Source organism: Stenotrophomonas rhizophila, assembly GCF_000661955.1.
Lineage (GTDB): Bacteria > Pseudomonadota > Gammaproteobacteria > Xanthomonadales > Xanthomonadaceae > Stenotrophomonas > Stenotrophomonas rhizophila.
Genome location: NZ_CP007597.1, coordinates 3,732,409 through 3,746,690 on the forward strand (window position 1 = coordinate 3,732,409; position 14,282 = coordinate 3,746,690).

Consider the following 14,282-nt stretch of genomic DNA (forward strand, 5'->3'; position numbering starts at 1 on the left):
ATGTGGCTTACGCGCCGGGCGTTTCCGCCTCGGTCAATGGAGTGACCGTATGTATCGCCTGCCGACCCAGTTCGATGCCAGTGCCTCGCGCCAGGACCTTGCCGCCGCAGGCGGGGGCTCAACCTCGACCACCTGCAGTTCCTGCATCGTGACCCTGCTCGGCACCTCGGTGCTGTCGGCGGTGGTGCTTGGCGGGTTGGAACCGATCGCGCCCGCCGCCGCCGGCAGCGAAACACGCGCCACGGTCGATACCGTCGCAACGGACACCGACCTCCACACCCCGCCACCGCCCTCGCTGCAGCAACCGGCCATCGCCCCGGATCCGGACCTGGCCGCACCCGCCACATCGGCCGCGCCGGTGGTCGGGATGAGCCGCACGGGTCGGATACTGCTGGGGCTGTTCGCCTTGCCGCTGGCAGCTGTCGGTGGCGGCATTTTCATGGGCACCGCCAACCCGATCTTCGGCCTGTTCGTCGCCGTCGGGCTGTACGTCGGCCTGTACGCCTTCGTCTACGAGCGCTCGGGGCGGTCGTTCGGGCGCGGCATCGGCATCGGCATCGGCCTGCTGCTGGGCCTGTTCGCCGTCGGCGCACTCGAGATGATGCTCTGGCTGAGCGTGATGAAATGAGCCGCTCCGCCGTCGATGCGGCGGAGCCCGGAACGCCCACGCTGTCTTCGCACCTGCTGCATGGCGCGGCGCGTCCGCGCTGCGGTCTGGTGCGCCCGGCGCAGGCCATCGACGCCAGCGCCTGCGATTGGACCGGCCCGCTGTTCGAGGGACGGCGCGTACACAATGCGGCCACCCCGGCCGACCCGGCCAATCCCTGGCAGGGCGTGTCAGGCGCGGTCGCACTGGATGCCGATGCAGCCGCCGACGGCGCGGTCGCCGAGGCACTGGAGCGGCTGGCAGCGGCGCAGGCGGGATTCGAGGTGCGCCGCCGGGATGCGCTGACGCCCGCGCAACGCCTGGACGAATCGGCCTTCGCCTTGTTCTCGACACGCCAACGTGCGACCCCCGGCTTCCCGTGGCCGATGCCCGAACACGACGGCGATCTGTTCGCCGCGGTGCATGCGCTGGATGACAACCGCGAGGCCTGGGTGCCGCAGGAACTGGTGGGCCTCGGGCCGCGCAGTGGCGTGGCGCGCGTGCCGTCAACGTCCAGTGGGCTGGCGGCCTGGCGTGATGGTCGCGATGGCGCGTGGCTGGCGTTGCTGCGCGCGGCCCAGGAGCTGCTGGAGCGCGATGCGCTGGCAGTGACATGGCTCAATGGCGTGGCCGGCCGGCGCATCGCGCTGCCGGCGCACTGGCACGCCCATGTGGACGCGCGCGGGGGGGAACTGCAGGCGTTCGACCTGACCCAGCACTGGAACCCGCACCCGGTGATCGCGGTCGCCGGCGGCATGCCGTTCGACGGCCGCCCCCGCTACGTCCTCGGCATCGCCTGCCGCGCCGATCCGGGCGAGGCACTGCACAAAGCGCTGCTGGAATGGCAGCAGGCACTGACCTTTGCCGCGCATCTGTGCGGGCGCGAAAGCGCCCGGCTGCCGCGCGATCCCGCCGCCCTGCGCAGCTTCGACGAACATGCCGCCTTCTACACCCTGCGCCCGGAGCTGTGGCCGCAGCTGCCGCTGCTGCGGGCGGCGGACGACAGCACCTTGAAGCTGCCCCCGCCGGGCGCAGCGGTCCGCCCCGCCGCGCCGCGCGCGATTGCCGAGCTGGACATGCTGCGGCGCCGGCTCGGCAGTGCCGGCATTGCGCTGTACTACCGCGAGTTGACCACGACCGATGTGGCCGCGGCCGGACTGCGGGTGATGCGGGTGCTGTCGCCGCAGCTCAGTGGCCTGCATGCCGACGAGCGTGCACCGTTCCTCGGCGGCCGGTGCCAGGACGTGGCCTGGCGGTACCCCGGCGTGCCGCACAGCGGCGCGTTCCCCACTCCCTTTCCGCATCCGTTGGGCTGATGCACGAGGTCCGCATGCCGTCACCGCCCTCCCCCTGGCACGATGCCCCGCTGTTCCATCTGTTCTGGCACAACGGCGAACTCAATCCAGCGCGCGCCGAGGTGATGCGCACGCGCATCGCCGAAGATGCCGCACGCCCCTGGTCGCCACCCCGCCCGATGCATGCGGCCGCCGGCATCGCCCTGCCGGACCCGGTGCATCCCGGTGACGCCCTGGCGCAGCGCCACAGTGGCCGCCGCTTCGGTGACGCACGCTGGGGCGCGCAGGAGCTGGGCCGCGTGCTCGCCCCGCTGCGGGCCCGACCCGGCGACAGTGACACCCGGCGCCTGCCGTCCGGTGGGGCCAAGTATCCGATCCAGGCCTATGCCGCGCTGTACGGCGCCGACGATGCGATCGCCGCAGACCAGGGCATCTGCTGGTACGACCCGCTGCAGCATGCGCTGGTGCCGGTGGCGCCCTGCCCCGCGTGGCCAGCGCTGGCCAGGTTGCTTGGGGTGGACTGGTCGGAGCGGCCGGCGGCCGTGCTGTTCCTGATCGCCGAGCCGGCCGGCACGCTGACCAAGTACGGCGAGCGCGGTGGCCGCTTCGTGTTGATCGAGGCCGGGGTCTGGTTGGGCGCGCTCGGGCAGCAAGTGGCCGCGATGAACGCCGCCGGCTGCGCGATCGGCTCCTTTGAGGATGCCGCGGTGCTGGCCCTGCTCGGGCTCGACCCACAGCGGCATCTGGCCGTGTTGGCCTATGCGTGTGGTCCGGCGCTTTGACCACCGCCGGCGTCGCAGCACCCAACTCCCCAGCATCCCCGTCCACTGGGGGCGGAGGAACCAAGGGTCAAGCATATGCTCATGACCGGAGCGCATCAGGCCCTTCCGGATCGGCCTGAACAGGCAGCCCCCGCGCGCGGCCGGCGCGGCCGGGGCGTTCTACAATGCGCGCATGCAGATTGGCCCCTACAACATCCGGCCCAACGTGGTGCTGGCGCCGATGGCCGGTGTCACCGACAAGCCCTTCCGCCTGCTGTGCAAACGGCTGGGCGCGGGCTTGGCCGCCTCGGAGATGACCATCTCCGACCCGCGCTTCTGGACCACCCGCAAGTCCCTCCACCGCATGGACCATGCCGGCGAGCCGGACCCGATCAGCGTGCAGATCGCCGGCACCGAGCCGCAGCAGCTGGCCGACGCGGCGCGCTACAACGTGGACCACGGCGCGCAGATCATCGACATCAACATGGGCTGCCCGGCCAAGAAGGTCTGCAACGCGTGGGCCGGGTCGGCGCTGATGCGCGATGAAGAACTGGTGGCGCGCATCCTCACTGCCGTGGTGCAGGCGGTGGACGTGCCGGTGACGCTGAAGATCCGCACCGGCTGGGACTGCGACCATCGCAACGGCCCACGCATCGCGCATATCGCCGAAGACAGCGGCATTGCCGCGCTGGCGGTGCATGGGCGCACGCGCGACCAGCACTACACCGGCCAGGCCGAGTACGAAACCATCGCCGCGATCAAGGCCGCGCTGCGCATTCCGGTGCTGGCCAACGGCGATATCGATTCGCCGCAGAAGGCGGCCCACGTGCTCGCCGTGACCGGGGTGGATGCGGTGATGATCGGCCGCGCCGCGCAGGGCCGGCCCTGGATCTTCCGCGAAGTGGCGCATTACCTGGCCACCGGTGAACTGCTCGCCCCGCCTTCGCTGGACGAGGTGCGCGACATCCTGCTGGGCCACCTGCACGCGCTGCACGACTTCTACGGCGAGCCGCAGGGCGTGCGCATCGCGCGCAAGCACCTGGGCTGGTACGCCAAGGACCGGCCGGAAAATGCCGCCTTCCGCGCGGTGGTCAACCGCGCTGACGACGCGGCCAGCCAGATCGCGCTGACCACCGACTACTTCAACGCGCTCTCCGCCGGCCTGCCGCTTGCCCACGCCACTACCGACGCGCACGTTGCCGTTGCCCTTTGATCCGCCGAGCCACGCTCGACGCTACGTGACCCTGCTCCCATGACCCCGCCGATCACCGCCCCCACCTACCTGCACGGTTTTTCCGATACCGAGCAGCACCGCCTGGTCACCCAGGCCCGTCTGTTCGAATCGAGCATCTTCAGCGGCATCGACTACAGCAACGCCCAGCGGCTGCTGGAAGTGGGCAGCGGCGTCGGCGCGCAGACCGAGATCCTGCTGCGCCGCTTCCCCGAGCTGCACGTCACCGGGGTGGACCTGAGCCAGGCGCAGCTGGATACCGCACGCGCCAACCTGGAAAAGACCCCGTGGTGCAGCGAGCGGTACACCCTGCAGCAGGCCGATGCCGGCGACCTGCCGTTCGGCCCGCGCCAGTTCGATTCGGCGTTCCTGTGCTGGGTGCTGGAACATGTGCCGTCACCGGCGCGCGTGCTCAGCGAAGTGCGCCGCGTGCTCGCGCCGGGCTCGCCGGTGTACATCACCGAAGTGATGAACGCCTCGTTCCTGCTCGACCCGTACTCGCCGCACATCTGGCGCTACTGGATGGCGTTCAATGATTTCCAGTACGACCACGGGGGCGACCCGTTCGTCGGCGCCAAGCTCGGCAACCTGCTGCTGGCCGGCGGCTTCCGCGACGTGCACACCGAGATCAAGACCATCCACCTGGACAACCGCGAGCCGGCGCGGCGCAAGACCATGATCGCGTTCTGGGAACAGCTGCTGCTGTCGGCGGCCGACCCGCTGCTGGAGGCCGGGCTGGTCGATCGCGACACCGTGGACGGCATGCGTCGGGAATTCAGCCTGGTCCAGAACGACCCCAACGCGGTGTTCTTCTTCTCGTTCGTGCAGGCACGCGCCACCGTTTACTGACCCACCGCTACGTGGTTCCCTTCTGCTATCTGTTTGAGCCAACCGGTTAGAATCGGCCTCAGGTTGGTGCCCAGGAAGGCGCGCGCCAGATCCTCGCCGTGCTGCCACTGCAGTCGTGGTGCACCGAGCTCTGCGCCCGAAGGGAAGCCACATGAAAGAACGCACGTTGGCCGGGACTGTCCGGCTCCCACAGCCCGCCCATGACACCGGCCTGTTGAGCGGGCTCGATCCGCGCCAGGCGCGTATCTGCATGGCGGTCATCGCGGTGCTGTGCGTGCTCTATGTGGTCTTTGCCCTGACGCCCTCGTCCTACGCGATGGCCAGCGAGTACCTGGGGCTGGCACCGATCGAGCCGCTGCTGGGCAGGGCGCGCGGCATCCGCATGGACGAATGGATGGTCTACACACCCTACGTGCAGATCGCCGTGGCCAACGACTTCGGTCCGACCAACGCGTTTTCGCCGTACCACGAGACCCTGCGCTCGTTCCAGGCGTTGCCGCTGCTGGACTGGGGGCTGCCGTTCAAGCCATACCACTGGGCGTTTTTCGTGCTGCCGCCGGCCAACGCCTATTCCTTCTTCTTCATGTTCATGTCGATGGCCTTCCTGTGCGGCTGGGCCCTGTTCCTGCGCCAGCTGCGGCTGCCGCCGCTGGCCGCGGTGCTGATCGCGCTCACGCTGTATTTCTCGCCCTATGTGCAGGTCTGGTGGACCAGCAACGCCGGCGCCTTCGCGCTGGCACCGTGGGCGGCCGTGGCCTGGCTGCGCATCGACACCCGCTGGCTGCGTATCCTGGCCAGTGCCTACGCGCTGGTGGTGTGGCTGCTGGCCATCGCCTACCCGCCCTTCATCATTTCTGCCCTGCTGACCATGGCCGTGCTGGTGCTGGCATTCCGCCGCGATGCACTGACCCTGCCGCGCCTGTTCGATGCCGCGCTGGCCGGTGCACTGGCCCTTGCGGTGTTCGTCGGCTACTTCCACGACGCGATCGAGGTGATCCGCAACACGGTCTACCCCGGGCATCGCGAAAGTGCCGGCGGTGGCGTCAGCTGGATCACGCTGATGGCCCACCTCTTCCCCAACCTGATGACCCGCGGCTTCTATCCGCTGCCGGCCTTCAACTATTCCAACGCCTGCGAAATCGCCGTGCTCGGCAGCCTGTTGCCACTGTTCACCGCGGTACTGGCCGACTGGGCCAAGGTGGTGCGCTGGGCCCGCGCCAACCGCCTGTCGGTGGCAATGCTGGTCGGTGGCACGCTGCTGATCGCCTGCTGGGTCTTCCTGCCGGTGCCGCTGGCCGTGGGCAAGGTGACCGGCCTGTCCATGGTGCCGCCCAGCCGCGCCGTGCTGGCGTTTGGCCTGCTTTTGAACATCGGCTGTGCGATCGTGCTGGTACAGGGCGGCACGCGCCTGAGCCGCGGCCGCCTGCTGCTGCTGGCCGCACTGCTGGTGGTCGGCAGCCTGGCCAAGCTTGCGTTCGGGGACGGCAGTTTCAGCCGGCTGCACGCCACCGCCGATGCCTGGCCGCTGCTGTGCGTGGGCGTGCTGGCCCTGGCCGCACGGCGGCCGCGGCTGGCCGCGCACCCGGCGGCGCTGGTGCTGGCGGTCGCCATGCTGTGCAACGTGCTGATCAACGGCCTGTTCAACCCGGTGCAGTCGGCACAGCCGATCTTCACCATGGACCGCGATGCCGTGCTCGAGTCCATGCAGGCCCGCGGCGGGCAGCGGGCACCGGACGGTTCGCTGGTCGTGGAAGGGCGATACGGGGCGATGTTCTCCGGCATCGGCATCCCGGCGGTCAACCACACCCTGTACTTCCCGCAGCTGGCCTACTTCCGCCAACGCTTCCCGCAGATGTCCGAGGAGGCCTTCAACACCACGTTCAACCGCTACCACCACGTGATGGTCAGCGATGTGGTCGAGCCCCGGTCGATGTATGCCGATCTGGTGGAAGTGCCTGCCGCAGCGATGCTGGCCGAACCCTGCACCCGGAAGGTGCCGGCCGACTGCGCGCCGGCGCCGTTGCCGGTCGGGGATGCGCCGTGAAGATCGCTGTCGTCATCCCCTGCTACAAGGTCACCCGCCATGTCATGGACGTGTTGGCGGCAATCGACGACGCCGTGGCCGCCATCTACTGCGTGGACGATGCCTGCCCCGATGGCAGTGGCGCGTTGATCCAGGCCACTTCCACTGACCCGCGCGTCACCGTGCTGTTCCATCCGCACAACCGCGGTGTCGGCGGGGCGATCAAGACCGGCTACCAGGCCGCCATCGCCGACGGAATGGACATTCTGGTCAAGGTCGACGGCGACGGTCAGATGGATCCGGCGCTGCTGATGGACTTCGTGGCACCCATTGCCGACGGCACGGCCGACTACACCAAGGGCAACCGTTTCTGGAACCTCAGCCATATCCGGCGCATGCCCCTGCTGCGGCGGGTGGGCAACCTGATGCTGTCGTTCATGACCAAGGCCTCGTCCGGCTACTGGCAGGTGTTCGACCCCACCAACGGCTACACCGCCATCCATGCCCGCGTGGCCAGCCATCTGCGCCTGGATGCGGTCAGCGACCGCTACTTCTTCGAGACCGACATGCTGTTCCGGCTCAACACCATCCGGGCCGTCGTCCAGGACGTCGCCATGGACGCGCGCTACGCCGATGAGACCAGCAACCTGCGCGTGAGCCGCATCCTCGGGGAATTTGCCTTCAAGCATGTGCGCAATACGCTCAAGCGCATCGGCTACAACTACTTCCTGCGCGACCTGTCCATCGCGTCACTGGAGCTGATTGCCGGCCTTGGCCTGCTCGCGTTCGGCAGCATCTTCGGCCTGTACCACTGGATCGCGTCGGCATCCGCCGATGTCACCACCCCGGTAGGCACCATCATGATCGTCATGGTCGCCCTCATTTCCGGGCTGCAGTTCCTGCTGGCCTTCACCGGTTTCGACATCGCCAACGTGCCGCGCCAGGTCCTGCACCGGTCCATCCAGGTCAACCGCGCAGCGCCGCCGGCGGCCCGACCGCGCTAACGCGCGGGCCGCCGCCGGATCAGCGCACGGTGTTGGCCGCTGCGCTGTCGGCGGCCGCCGCCTGACCATGCGGCGCCTGCCAGATCCGCGCCCACATCTGCGCGAACCGCTGCTTCACCCGCGCCCTGCCCTGTTCGCCTTCGTAGGCCGGGCGCAGCTGCTCGGGCACGATGGCGGTCCACTGCCCGCCCTGCGCACGCGCCACTGCGAAGGTGAAGGTGTAATCCGGCTCCAGGCCCATGCGCAGGTCGCTGAGCAGCAACCGGCCGTCCACCACCTGGGCGCGCATGAAGCCCCGGTTGAACCACTGCAGCCGCTGCACCGCCGGAATGCCCGCCGCCTCGGCCTGGCGCAGCGCCTGCACGTTGGAGGGATAGCCCTGGAAATGCATCGGGCCGTTGTCGGCCACCAGCGAGCGCTCGCCGATGACGTAGCCGCTGGGGGTCATCGCCACCACCTGCCAGAGCAGCGTGTTGAACGGGGTGGCCACCGAGAAGCGGGGCGCATCGCCCAGCCCCATCGCCGCCAGCGCGCGATCGGCCTGCCGCTCGACGCTGTGCTTGGCCAGCAGCGACCAGCCCAGGTAGCCGCAGCTGAGCACCAGCCCGGCCACCAGCGCCTTCTGCGCCACCGGGCGGGCGCGGGCGAACCAGGCCACCGCGCAGCCGATCAGCAGCCACACGGTGTACAGCGGGTCGATGATGAAGACGCTGGACCACATGGTCGGCGCCGGGGTGAACGGCCACCACAGCTGGGTGCCGTACACGGTGAAGGCGTCCAGCAGCGGGTGGGTCACCAGCGCCAGCAGGATCGCCCAGAACCAGCGCCCCGGTGCCTGCGCGACCCGGCCATGGCCGAAGCGCTTGAACAGCCACCAGATCAGCGCGGCCACCCAGGGCAGCACCAGCAGCGAATGGCTATAGCTCCGATGTTCGGTCATCAGCGCCACCGGGTCGGCGGCGGTGAAGGCCAGCAGCAGGGAATCCAGGTCCGGCAGCGTGCCCAGCGCAGCACCGGCCAGCAGGGCGGCGCGGCGGTGGCCGGCGGGGGCGATGACGGCGGCAACGGCGCCGCCCAGTACGATCTGGCTTAGGGAGTCCATCGGCCGATGGTATAGGGTGTGAAGGTCGGCGTGGCGGCTTCGTGGCTGTCACGCTGGTGGAACACTGGGCCGCGACGCTGGGGCCCAATCGCGTGTTGACGGCCCCTGCGCCGGGCACGCGGGCTTAACCACCGGCAACTCCCCGTGGCGCACAATGCAACGGCGCGACTTGCCGTGTATCATTCGCGCCCATCTTTCCATCCGAATCAAAGGATATTACGCCTGATGTCCAGCTACCTGTTCACCTCCGAATCGGTCTCCGAAGGCCATCCGGACAAGATTGCCGACCAGATCTCCGATGCGGTGCTGGACGCGATCCTTGCCCAGGACCAGCGCGCCCGCGTGGCCTGCGAGACCATGGTCAAGACCGGCGTGGCGATCGTGGCCGGTGAAATCACCACCAGCGCCTGGATCGACCTGGAAGCCCTGACCCGCAAGGTGATCCTGGACATCGGCTACGACAGCTCCGACGTCGGCTTCGACGGCGCGACCTGCGGCGTGCTGAACCTGATCGGCAAGCAGTCCCCGCACATCGCCCAGGGCGTTGACCGCAAGAAGCCCGAAGAAATGGGCGCTGGCGACCAGGGCCTGATGTTCGGCTATGCCACCAACGAGACCGACAGCTACATGCCGGCCGCGATCCACCTGTCGCACCGTCTGGTCGAGCAGCAGGCCAAGATCCGCAAGAAGAAGAACTCGCCGCTGTCCTGGCTGCGCCCGGATGCCAAGAGCCAGGTCACCCTGCGCTATGAAAACGGCGCGGTCTCGGCCATCGACGCGGTCGTTCTGTCCACCCAGCACGCCCCGGGCGTGAAGCAGAAGGACCTCATCGAGGCCGTCCGCGAAGAGATCATCAAGCCGGTGCTGCCGGCCAAGTGGCTGCACAAGGGCACCAAGTTCCACATCAACCCGACCGGCAAGTTCGAGATCGGTGGCCCGGTGGGCGACTGCGGCCTGACCGGCCGCAAGATCATCGTGGACACCTACGGCGGCTGGGCCCGTCACGGTGGTGGTGCGTTCTCGGGCAAGGATCCGTCCAAGGTCGACCGTTCGGCCGCTTACGCTGCCCGTTACGTCGCCAAGAACGTGGTGGCTGCCGGTCTGGCCGACCGTTGCGAAGTGCAGGTCTCCTACGCCATCGGCGTGGCCGAGCCGACCTCGATCTCGGTCACCACCTTCGGCACCGGCAAGATCAGCGATGACAAGATCGAGAAGCTGATCCGCAAGCACTTCGACCTGCGCCCGTACGGCATCATCAAGATGCTGGACCTGATCCACCCGATGTACCAGCAGACTGCCGCCTACGGTCACTTCGGCCGCAAGCCGAAGGACTTCAGCTACCTCAACGCTGCTGGCGAAACCGTCAACGCGACCGCCTTCTCCTGGGAGAAGACCGATCGCGCCGCCGCCCTGCGTGCGGATGCGAAGTTGAAATAATCAATCGGTAGAGCCGACCGTTGGTCGGCTGCCTTTGATCGAAACAAAACGACGGGTCGCGAAAGCGGCCCGTCGTCGTTCGGGCACCCCGCCCAGCCGACCAACGGTCGGCTCTACCGGGCGGGCAACCGGCGCTACACTGCCGCCATGTCCGAATTCAAATCCAACCAGCTGTCCATGACGGTGTTGATGTCGCCGGAGATGGCCAATTTCTCCGGCAAGGTCCACGGCGGCGCGATCCTGCGGCTGCTCGACCAGGTCGCCTATGCCTGCGCCAGCCGCTATGCCGGCCGCTACGTGGTCACCCTCTCGGTGGACCAGGTGATGTTCCGCCAGCCGATCGCGGTCGGCGAGCTGGTCACCTTCCTGGCCTCGGTCAACTACACCGGCACCTCGTCGATGGAGATCGGGGTCAAGGTGGTGGCCGAGGACATCCTCAAGCGCAGCGTGCGCCACGCCAACAGCTGCTTCTTCACCATGGTCGCGGTGGACGAAGATGGCAAACCCACCGCGGTGCCGCCGCTGCAACTGGAGACCAGCGACGAACGCCGCCGCCACGCCGCCGCGCTGATCCGCCGGCAGCTGCGCGAAGAGATGGAGCAGCGCCATCTGGAGTTGCTGGCGTCCAACCCGCCGTCGCCGGAGTAACCCACCGCGGGTAATGGCTGTTGGTCGGTATGGGCCGCCTTCATTGCCGGGCATTGCGCGCCATGACCAACGGTCATGGCCTACCGGGGTCGGGCATTGCGTGCCATGACCAACGGTCATGGCCTACCGGGGTCGGGCATCGCGTGCCATGACCAACGGTCATGGCCTACCGGGGTCGGGCATCGCGTGCCATGACCAACGGTCATGGCCTACCGTGCGTGGCGATGGATTTCCCGGTAGGTACCGACCGTTGGTCGGTACGCATTGCCCGCCATCACCCGGTGTTCTGCACGCCCTGCGATACGCCGTTCACGCACGCCACCAGCGCGCGCAGGACATCGTCGTCCTCGCCGCCGCTGGCACGCCAGCGGCGCAGCAGGTCCACCTGCAGCACGCTGATCGGGTCGATGTAGGGGTTGCGCAGGCGGATCGACAGCGCCAGGCGCTGGTCGTGCTGCAGCAGTTCGTCCTGCCCGGTCAGCGCCAGGATCTGCTGGGCGGTCAGGTCCAGCTCGCGCTGGATCTGCGGGAAGAACGTGCCGTGCAACGGTCCGGACAACTGCGAGAACTGCTCGGCAATGGTGATGTCGCCCTTGCTCAGCACCATCGCGATGTCGTCCAGGAAGGTGCTGAAGAACGGCCAGTCGCGCGCCATCTCCTTCAGGGTGTCCGCGTGGCCGGCCTCGATCGCGGCCTGCAGGCCGCTGCCCACGCCATACCAGCCGGGAATCACCGCGCGCGCCTGGCTCCAGGCGAACACCCACGGAATGGCGCGCAGGTTGGACAGCGCGGCATCCTCGCCCAACCGCCGCGACGGGCGCGAGCCCAGCGTCATCCGCTCGATCACGTCGATCGGCGTGGCCTGCCGGAAGTACTGCATGAAGTCTTTCTGGCCCACGAAGGCACGGTAAGCCTCGGCGCTTTTCTCCGCCACCCGATCCATCACCGGGCGCCACTGTTCCTCGCGCGGTTCTGCTGCACGCGGGCGCAGGCTCGAACGCAGCACCGCACCGGTGGACTGCTCCAGCGAGCGCAGCGCCAGCGCGCGGATGCCGTACTTGCGATGGATCACTTCGCCCTGCTCGGTCACGCGCAGGCGGCCGTCGATGCTGCCGCGTGGCGAGGCGTCCACCGCATGGGTGGTCTTGCCGCCCCCGCGGCTGATCGAGCCGCCGCGGCCATGGAAGAACGTCAGGCGGATGCCGTTCTCGGCGGCCACCTCCAGCAGTTCCACCTGGGCCCGCTGCAGGCCCCAGCGCGAGGCGGCGATGCCGCCGTCCTTGCCACTGTCCGAATAGCCCAGCATCACCATCTGCACATCCCCGCGCGCGGCCAGGTGCGTGCGGTAGACCGGGTCGGCCAGCAGGTCGCGCAGGGTGTCGGTGCCACGCTTGAGGTCGTCCACCGTTTCGAACAGCGGGGCGATATCCAGCGGCACCGCGCCGGCGTCGTCGACCAGCCCGCCCCGACGGGCCAGGGCCAGTACGGCGAGCACGTCGCTGCGGTCGTGCGCCATCGAAATGATGTAGCTGCCCAGCGCGTCGGCACCGTGGCGGCGGCGTGCATCGGCCAGTGCGGCGAACACCGCGTCCAGGCGCTGACCGCCCTCCTCGGTGCTCGGCGGCAGCGCCTGCTCGCCGCTGGCGAACGGCGCCAGCCGGGCCGCGCGGGTGACCGCATCGGCCGCGTCCCAAACGTCCTGGCCATCCAGCACGCTGGCCAGTGCGCGGCCGTGCACGCTCGACTCCTGGCGCACGTCCAGCCGCGCCAGGTGGAAGCCGAAGGTGCGCACCCGCCACAGCAGGCGACGCACCGCGAAGCCGCCGGCATGGTCGCCCTTGTTGGCGTGCAGGCTGTCCAGGATCAACTGGATGTCGTGCTCGAGTTCCTCCGGCGACGCATAGGCGCCGTCGGCATCGTCCAGGGTGGCCTGCACGCGCGCGCGCATGCGGTCGTTGAGCAGGCGGTACGGCATGTCGGCATGGCGTGGCCGTGACTTCACCTGGGGTAGCAGCTGTTCGTAGTGCGCCACGCGCGCCTGCAGCGCGGCACTCACCGCGATCCGCTCGGTGGACTGGCTGAGCAGGCTGGCCAGCTGCAGCAGGTCTTTCTGGTAACGGCCCAGCACCGCCTGGCGCTGCGCGTCCAGGGTATGCCGGATGGTGCCGGCGTCGACGTTGGGGTTGCCGTCCATGTCCCCGCCCACCCACGTGCCGAAGCGCAGCAGGCGCGGCAGCGGCAGGTCTTCGCCGTAGGTATCCAGCAGCGCCTGCTGCAGCGATTCGTACAGCACCGGAATCACCCGGTACAGCACCTGCACCAGATAGAAGCCGACATGCTCGCGCTCGTCGTCCACGGTGGGGCGCACCGGCGAGGAATCGGTGGTCTGCCAGGAGGCGGTAAGCGCCATGCGGAAGCGCGCGGCGTCGGCGGCGGCTTCACCGGGGGTGCGTTGGCCGTCGAGGTTGTCGACCAGGCTGGCGACCATCAGCTGCTCTTTTTCCAGCAGCGCGCGGCGCACCGCTTCGGTCGGGTGCGCGGTGAACACCGGCTCGATGTCGATGCGTGGCAGCCACTCGGCCAGCTCGGCCAGGGTCACGCCCTGCGCCTTGAGGTTGAGCAGCGCATCCTGCAGGCCATCGGGCTGCGGCGCGGCGGTGCCGGCGCGCTGGTAGTCGCGGCGACGGCGGATGCGATGCACGCGCTCGGCGATGTTGACCACCTGGAAGTAGGTGCTGAACGCACGCACCATTGCTTCGGCGCGCTCGGGCGGCAGGCCGGTCAGCGCATCGTTGAGGTCGGACAACGGGGCGTCGCTTTCGCGGCGGGCGATGGCGCGCGTGCGCACCTGTTCCACGTCATCGAAGAACTGCGTGGACACCTGCTCGGCAAGCAGGTCGCCGACCAGTGCGCCAAGTCGGCGTACGTCGTCGCGCAGGGGAATATCGGGAGTGGCAAAGACGATGCTGCTGCGGTACTCGTTCATCTGCGACGCACTGGCCTCGGGAACGGAATCCGCTCAAGCCTAACCCACAATCGGGTCAATGCTGCGTCGCGCAAATAGTTACATCTGGTAGTGCCGGCCGCTGGCCGGCTCCATGCATATCTGACAGGCGCCGGTGCATTGCCGGCCGCTGGCCGGCTCCATGCATATCTGACGGGCGCCGGTGCATTGCCGGCCGCTGGCCGGCTCCACGTGATGTCCAGCATTGCGAGGAGCCGGCCAGCGGCCGGCACTACCGGTCACCTGCATTGCGGGGAGCCGGCCAGTGGCCGGCATTACCGA

General features: G+C 68.8%; 11 protein-coding genes. 9 read left to right on the forward strand and 2 right to left on the reverse strand.

Annotated features, from left to right (window positions below):
• The first annotated feature begins 49 nt into the window (after positions 1–49).
• From DX03_RS16370 to DX03_RS16400, 7 genes are all read left to right on the forward strand, one after another.
• Positions 50–628, forward strand: coding sequence for a hypothetical protein (locus DX03_RS16370; protein ID WP_038690461.1), 579 nt, complete (start codon positions 50–52; stop codon positions 626–628).
• Complete coding sequence (locus DX03_RS16375; RefSeq protein ID WP_038690463.1) at positions 625–1,962, forward strand: YcaO-like family protein; 1,338 nt, start codon at positions 625–627, stop codon at positions 1,960–1,962. Before DX03_RS16370 ends, DX03_RS16375 begins: the two co-directional genes overlap by 4 nt.
• A gap of 14 nt (positions 1,963–1,976) precedes the next feature.
• A complete protein-coding gene (locus tag DX03_RS16380; RefSeq protein ID WP_038692489.1) occupies positions 1,977–2,723 on the forward strand; it encodes a SagB/ThcOx family dehydrogenase in 747 nt (248 codons plus the stop codon).
• A gap of 172 nt (positions 2,724–2,895) precedes the next feature.
• Entirely contained in the window at positions 2,896–3,915 is a 1,020-nt protein-coding gene (dusB, locus tag DX03_RS16385; protein WP_038690465.1) for a tRNA dihydrouridine synthase DusB, read from the forward strand.
• A 39-nt stretch (positions 3,916–3,954) separates the two neighbouring features.
• Positions 3,955–4,782, forward strand: a complete 828-nt coding sequence (locus tag DX03_RS16390; RefSeq protein WP_038690467.1) for a methyltransferase domain-containing protein — start codon at positions 3,955–3,957, stop codon at positions 4,780–4,782.
• Positions 4,783–4,933: 151 nt separating this feature from the next.
• On the forward strand, positions 4,934–6,826 hold the full coding sequence (locus DX03_RS16395) for a DUF7657 domain-containing protein (protein WP_051598888.1): 1,893 nt from the start codon (positions 4,934–4,936) through the stop codon (positions 6,824–6,826).
• Positions 6,823–7,809 carry a glycosyltransferase gene (locus tag DX03_RS16400; RefSeq protein WP_038690469.1) on the forward strand — a complete coding sequence of 329 codons (987 nt, stop codon included), beginning with the start codon at positions 6,823–6,825 and terminating at the stop codon, positions 7,807–7,809. Before DX03_RS16395 ends, DX03_RS16400 begins: the two co-directional genes overlap by 4 nt.
• Before the next feature lie 19 nt (positions 7,810–7,828).
• Here DX03_RS16400 and DX03_RS16405 read toward each other — a convergent pair whose 3' ends face one another.
• Positions 7,829–8,911 (reverse strand): metal-dependent hydrolase, encoded by a 1,083-nt coding sequence (locus DX03_RS16405; RefSeq protein WP_038690471.1) that lies wholly within the window; start codon positions 8,909–8,911, stop codon positions 7,829–7,831.
• Between the two features lie 225 nt (positions 8,912–9,136).
• Here DX03_RS16405 and metK point away from each other — a divergent pair, with 225 nt between their 5' ends.
• Both metK and DX03_RS16415 read left to right on the forward strand, forming a co-directional pair.
• Positions 9,137–10,348 carry a methionine adenosyltransferase gene (metK, locus tag DX03_RS16410; RefSeq protein WP_038690472.1) on the forward strand — a complete coding sequence of 404 codons (1,212 nt, stop codon included), beginning with the start codon at positions 9,137–9,139 and terminating at the stop codon, positions 10,346–10,348.
• A 147-nt stretch (positions 10,349–10,495) separates the two neighbouring features.
• Entirely contained in the window at positions 10,496–10,996 is a 501-nt protein-coding gene (locus DX03_RS16415; protein ID WP_038690474.1) for an acyl-CoA thioesterase, read from the forward strand.
• Positions 10,997–11,270: 274 nt separating this feature from the next.
• On the opposite strand, the gene ppc is transcribed toward DX03_RS16415, so the two are convergent.
• Positions 11,271–13,982 carry a phosphoenolpyruvate carboxylase gene (gene ppc, locus DX03_RS16420; RefSeq protein WP_038690476.1) on the reverse strand — a complete coding sequence of 904 codons (2,712 nt, stop codon included), beginning with the start codon at positions 13,980–13,982 and terminating at the stop codon, positions 11,271–11,273.
• Positions 13,983–14,282 lie beyond the last annotated feature (300 nt).

Coding starts and splice junctions, on each gene's coding strand:
- DX03_RS16370 (WP_038690461.1), top strand. CDS start 50: ATGTATCGCCTGCCGACCCAGTTCGATGCCAGTGCCTCGCGCCAGGAC.
- DX03_RS16375 (WP_038690463.1), top strand. CDS start 625: ATGAGCCGCTCCGCCGTCGATGCGGCGGAGCCCGGAACGCCCACGCTG.
- DX03_RS16380 (WP_038692489.1), top strand. CDS start 1,977: ATGCCGTCACCGCCCTCCCCCTGGCACGATGCCCCGCTGTTCCATCTG.
- dusB (WP_038690465.1), top strand. CDS start 2,896: ATGCAGATTGGCCCCTACAACATCCGGCCCAACGTGGTGCTGGCGCCG.
- DX03_RS16390 (WP_038690467.1), top strand. CDS start 3,955: ATGACCCCGCCGATCACCGCCCCCACCTACCTGCACGGTTTTTCCGAT.
- DX03_RS16395 (WP_051598888.1), top strand. CDS start 4,934: ATGAAAGAACGCACGTTGGCCGGGACTGTCCGGCTCCCACAGCCCGCC.
- DX03_RS16405 (WP_038690471.1), bottom strand. CDS start 8,911: ATGGACTCCCTAAGCCAGATCGTACTGGGCGGCGCCGTTGCCGCCGTC.
- metK (WP_038690472.1), top strand. CDS start 9,137: ATGTCCAGCTACCTGTTCACCTCCGAATCGGTCTCCGAAGGCCATCCG.
- DX03_RS16415 (WP_038690474.1), top strand. CDS start 10,496: ATGTCCGAATTCAAATCCAACCAGCTGTCCATGACGGTGTTGATGTCG.
- ppc (WP_038690476.1), bottom strand. CDS start 13,982: ATGAACGAGTACCGCAGCAGCATCGTCTTTGCCACTCCCGATATTCCC.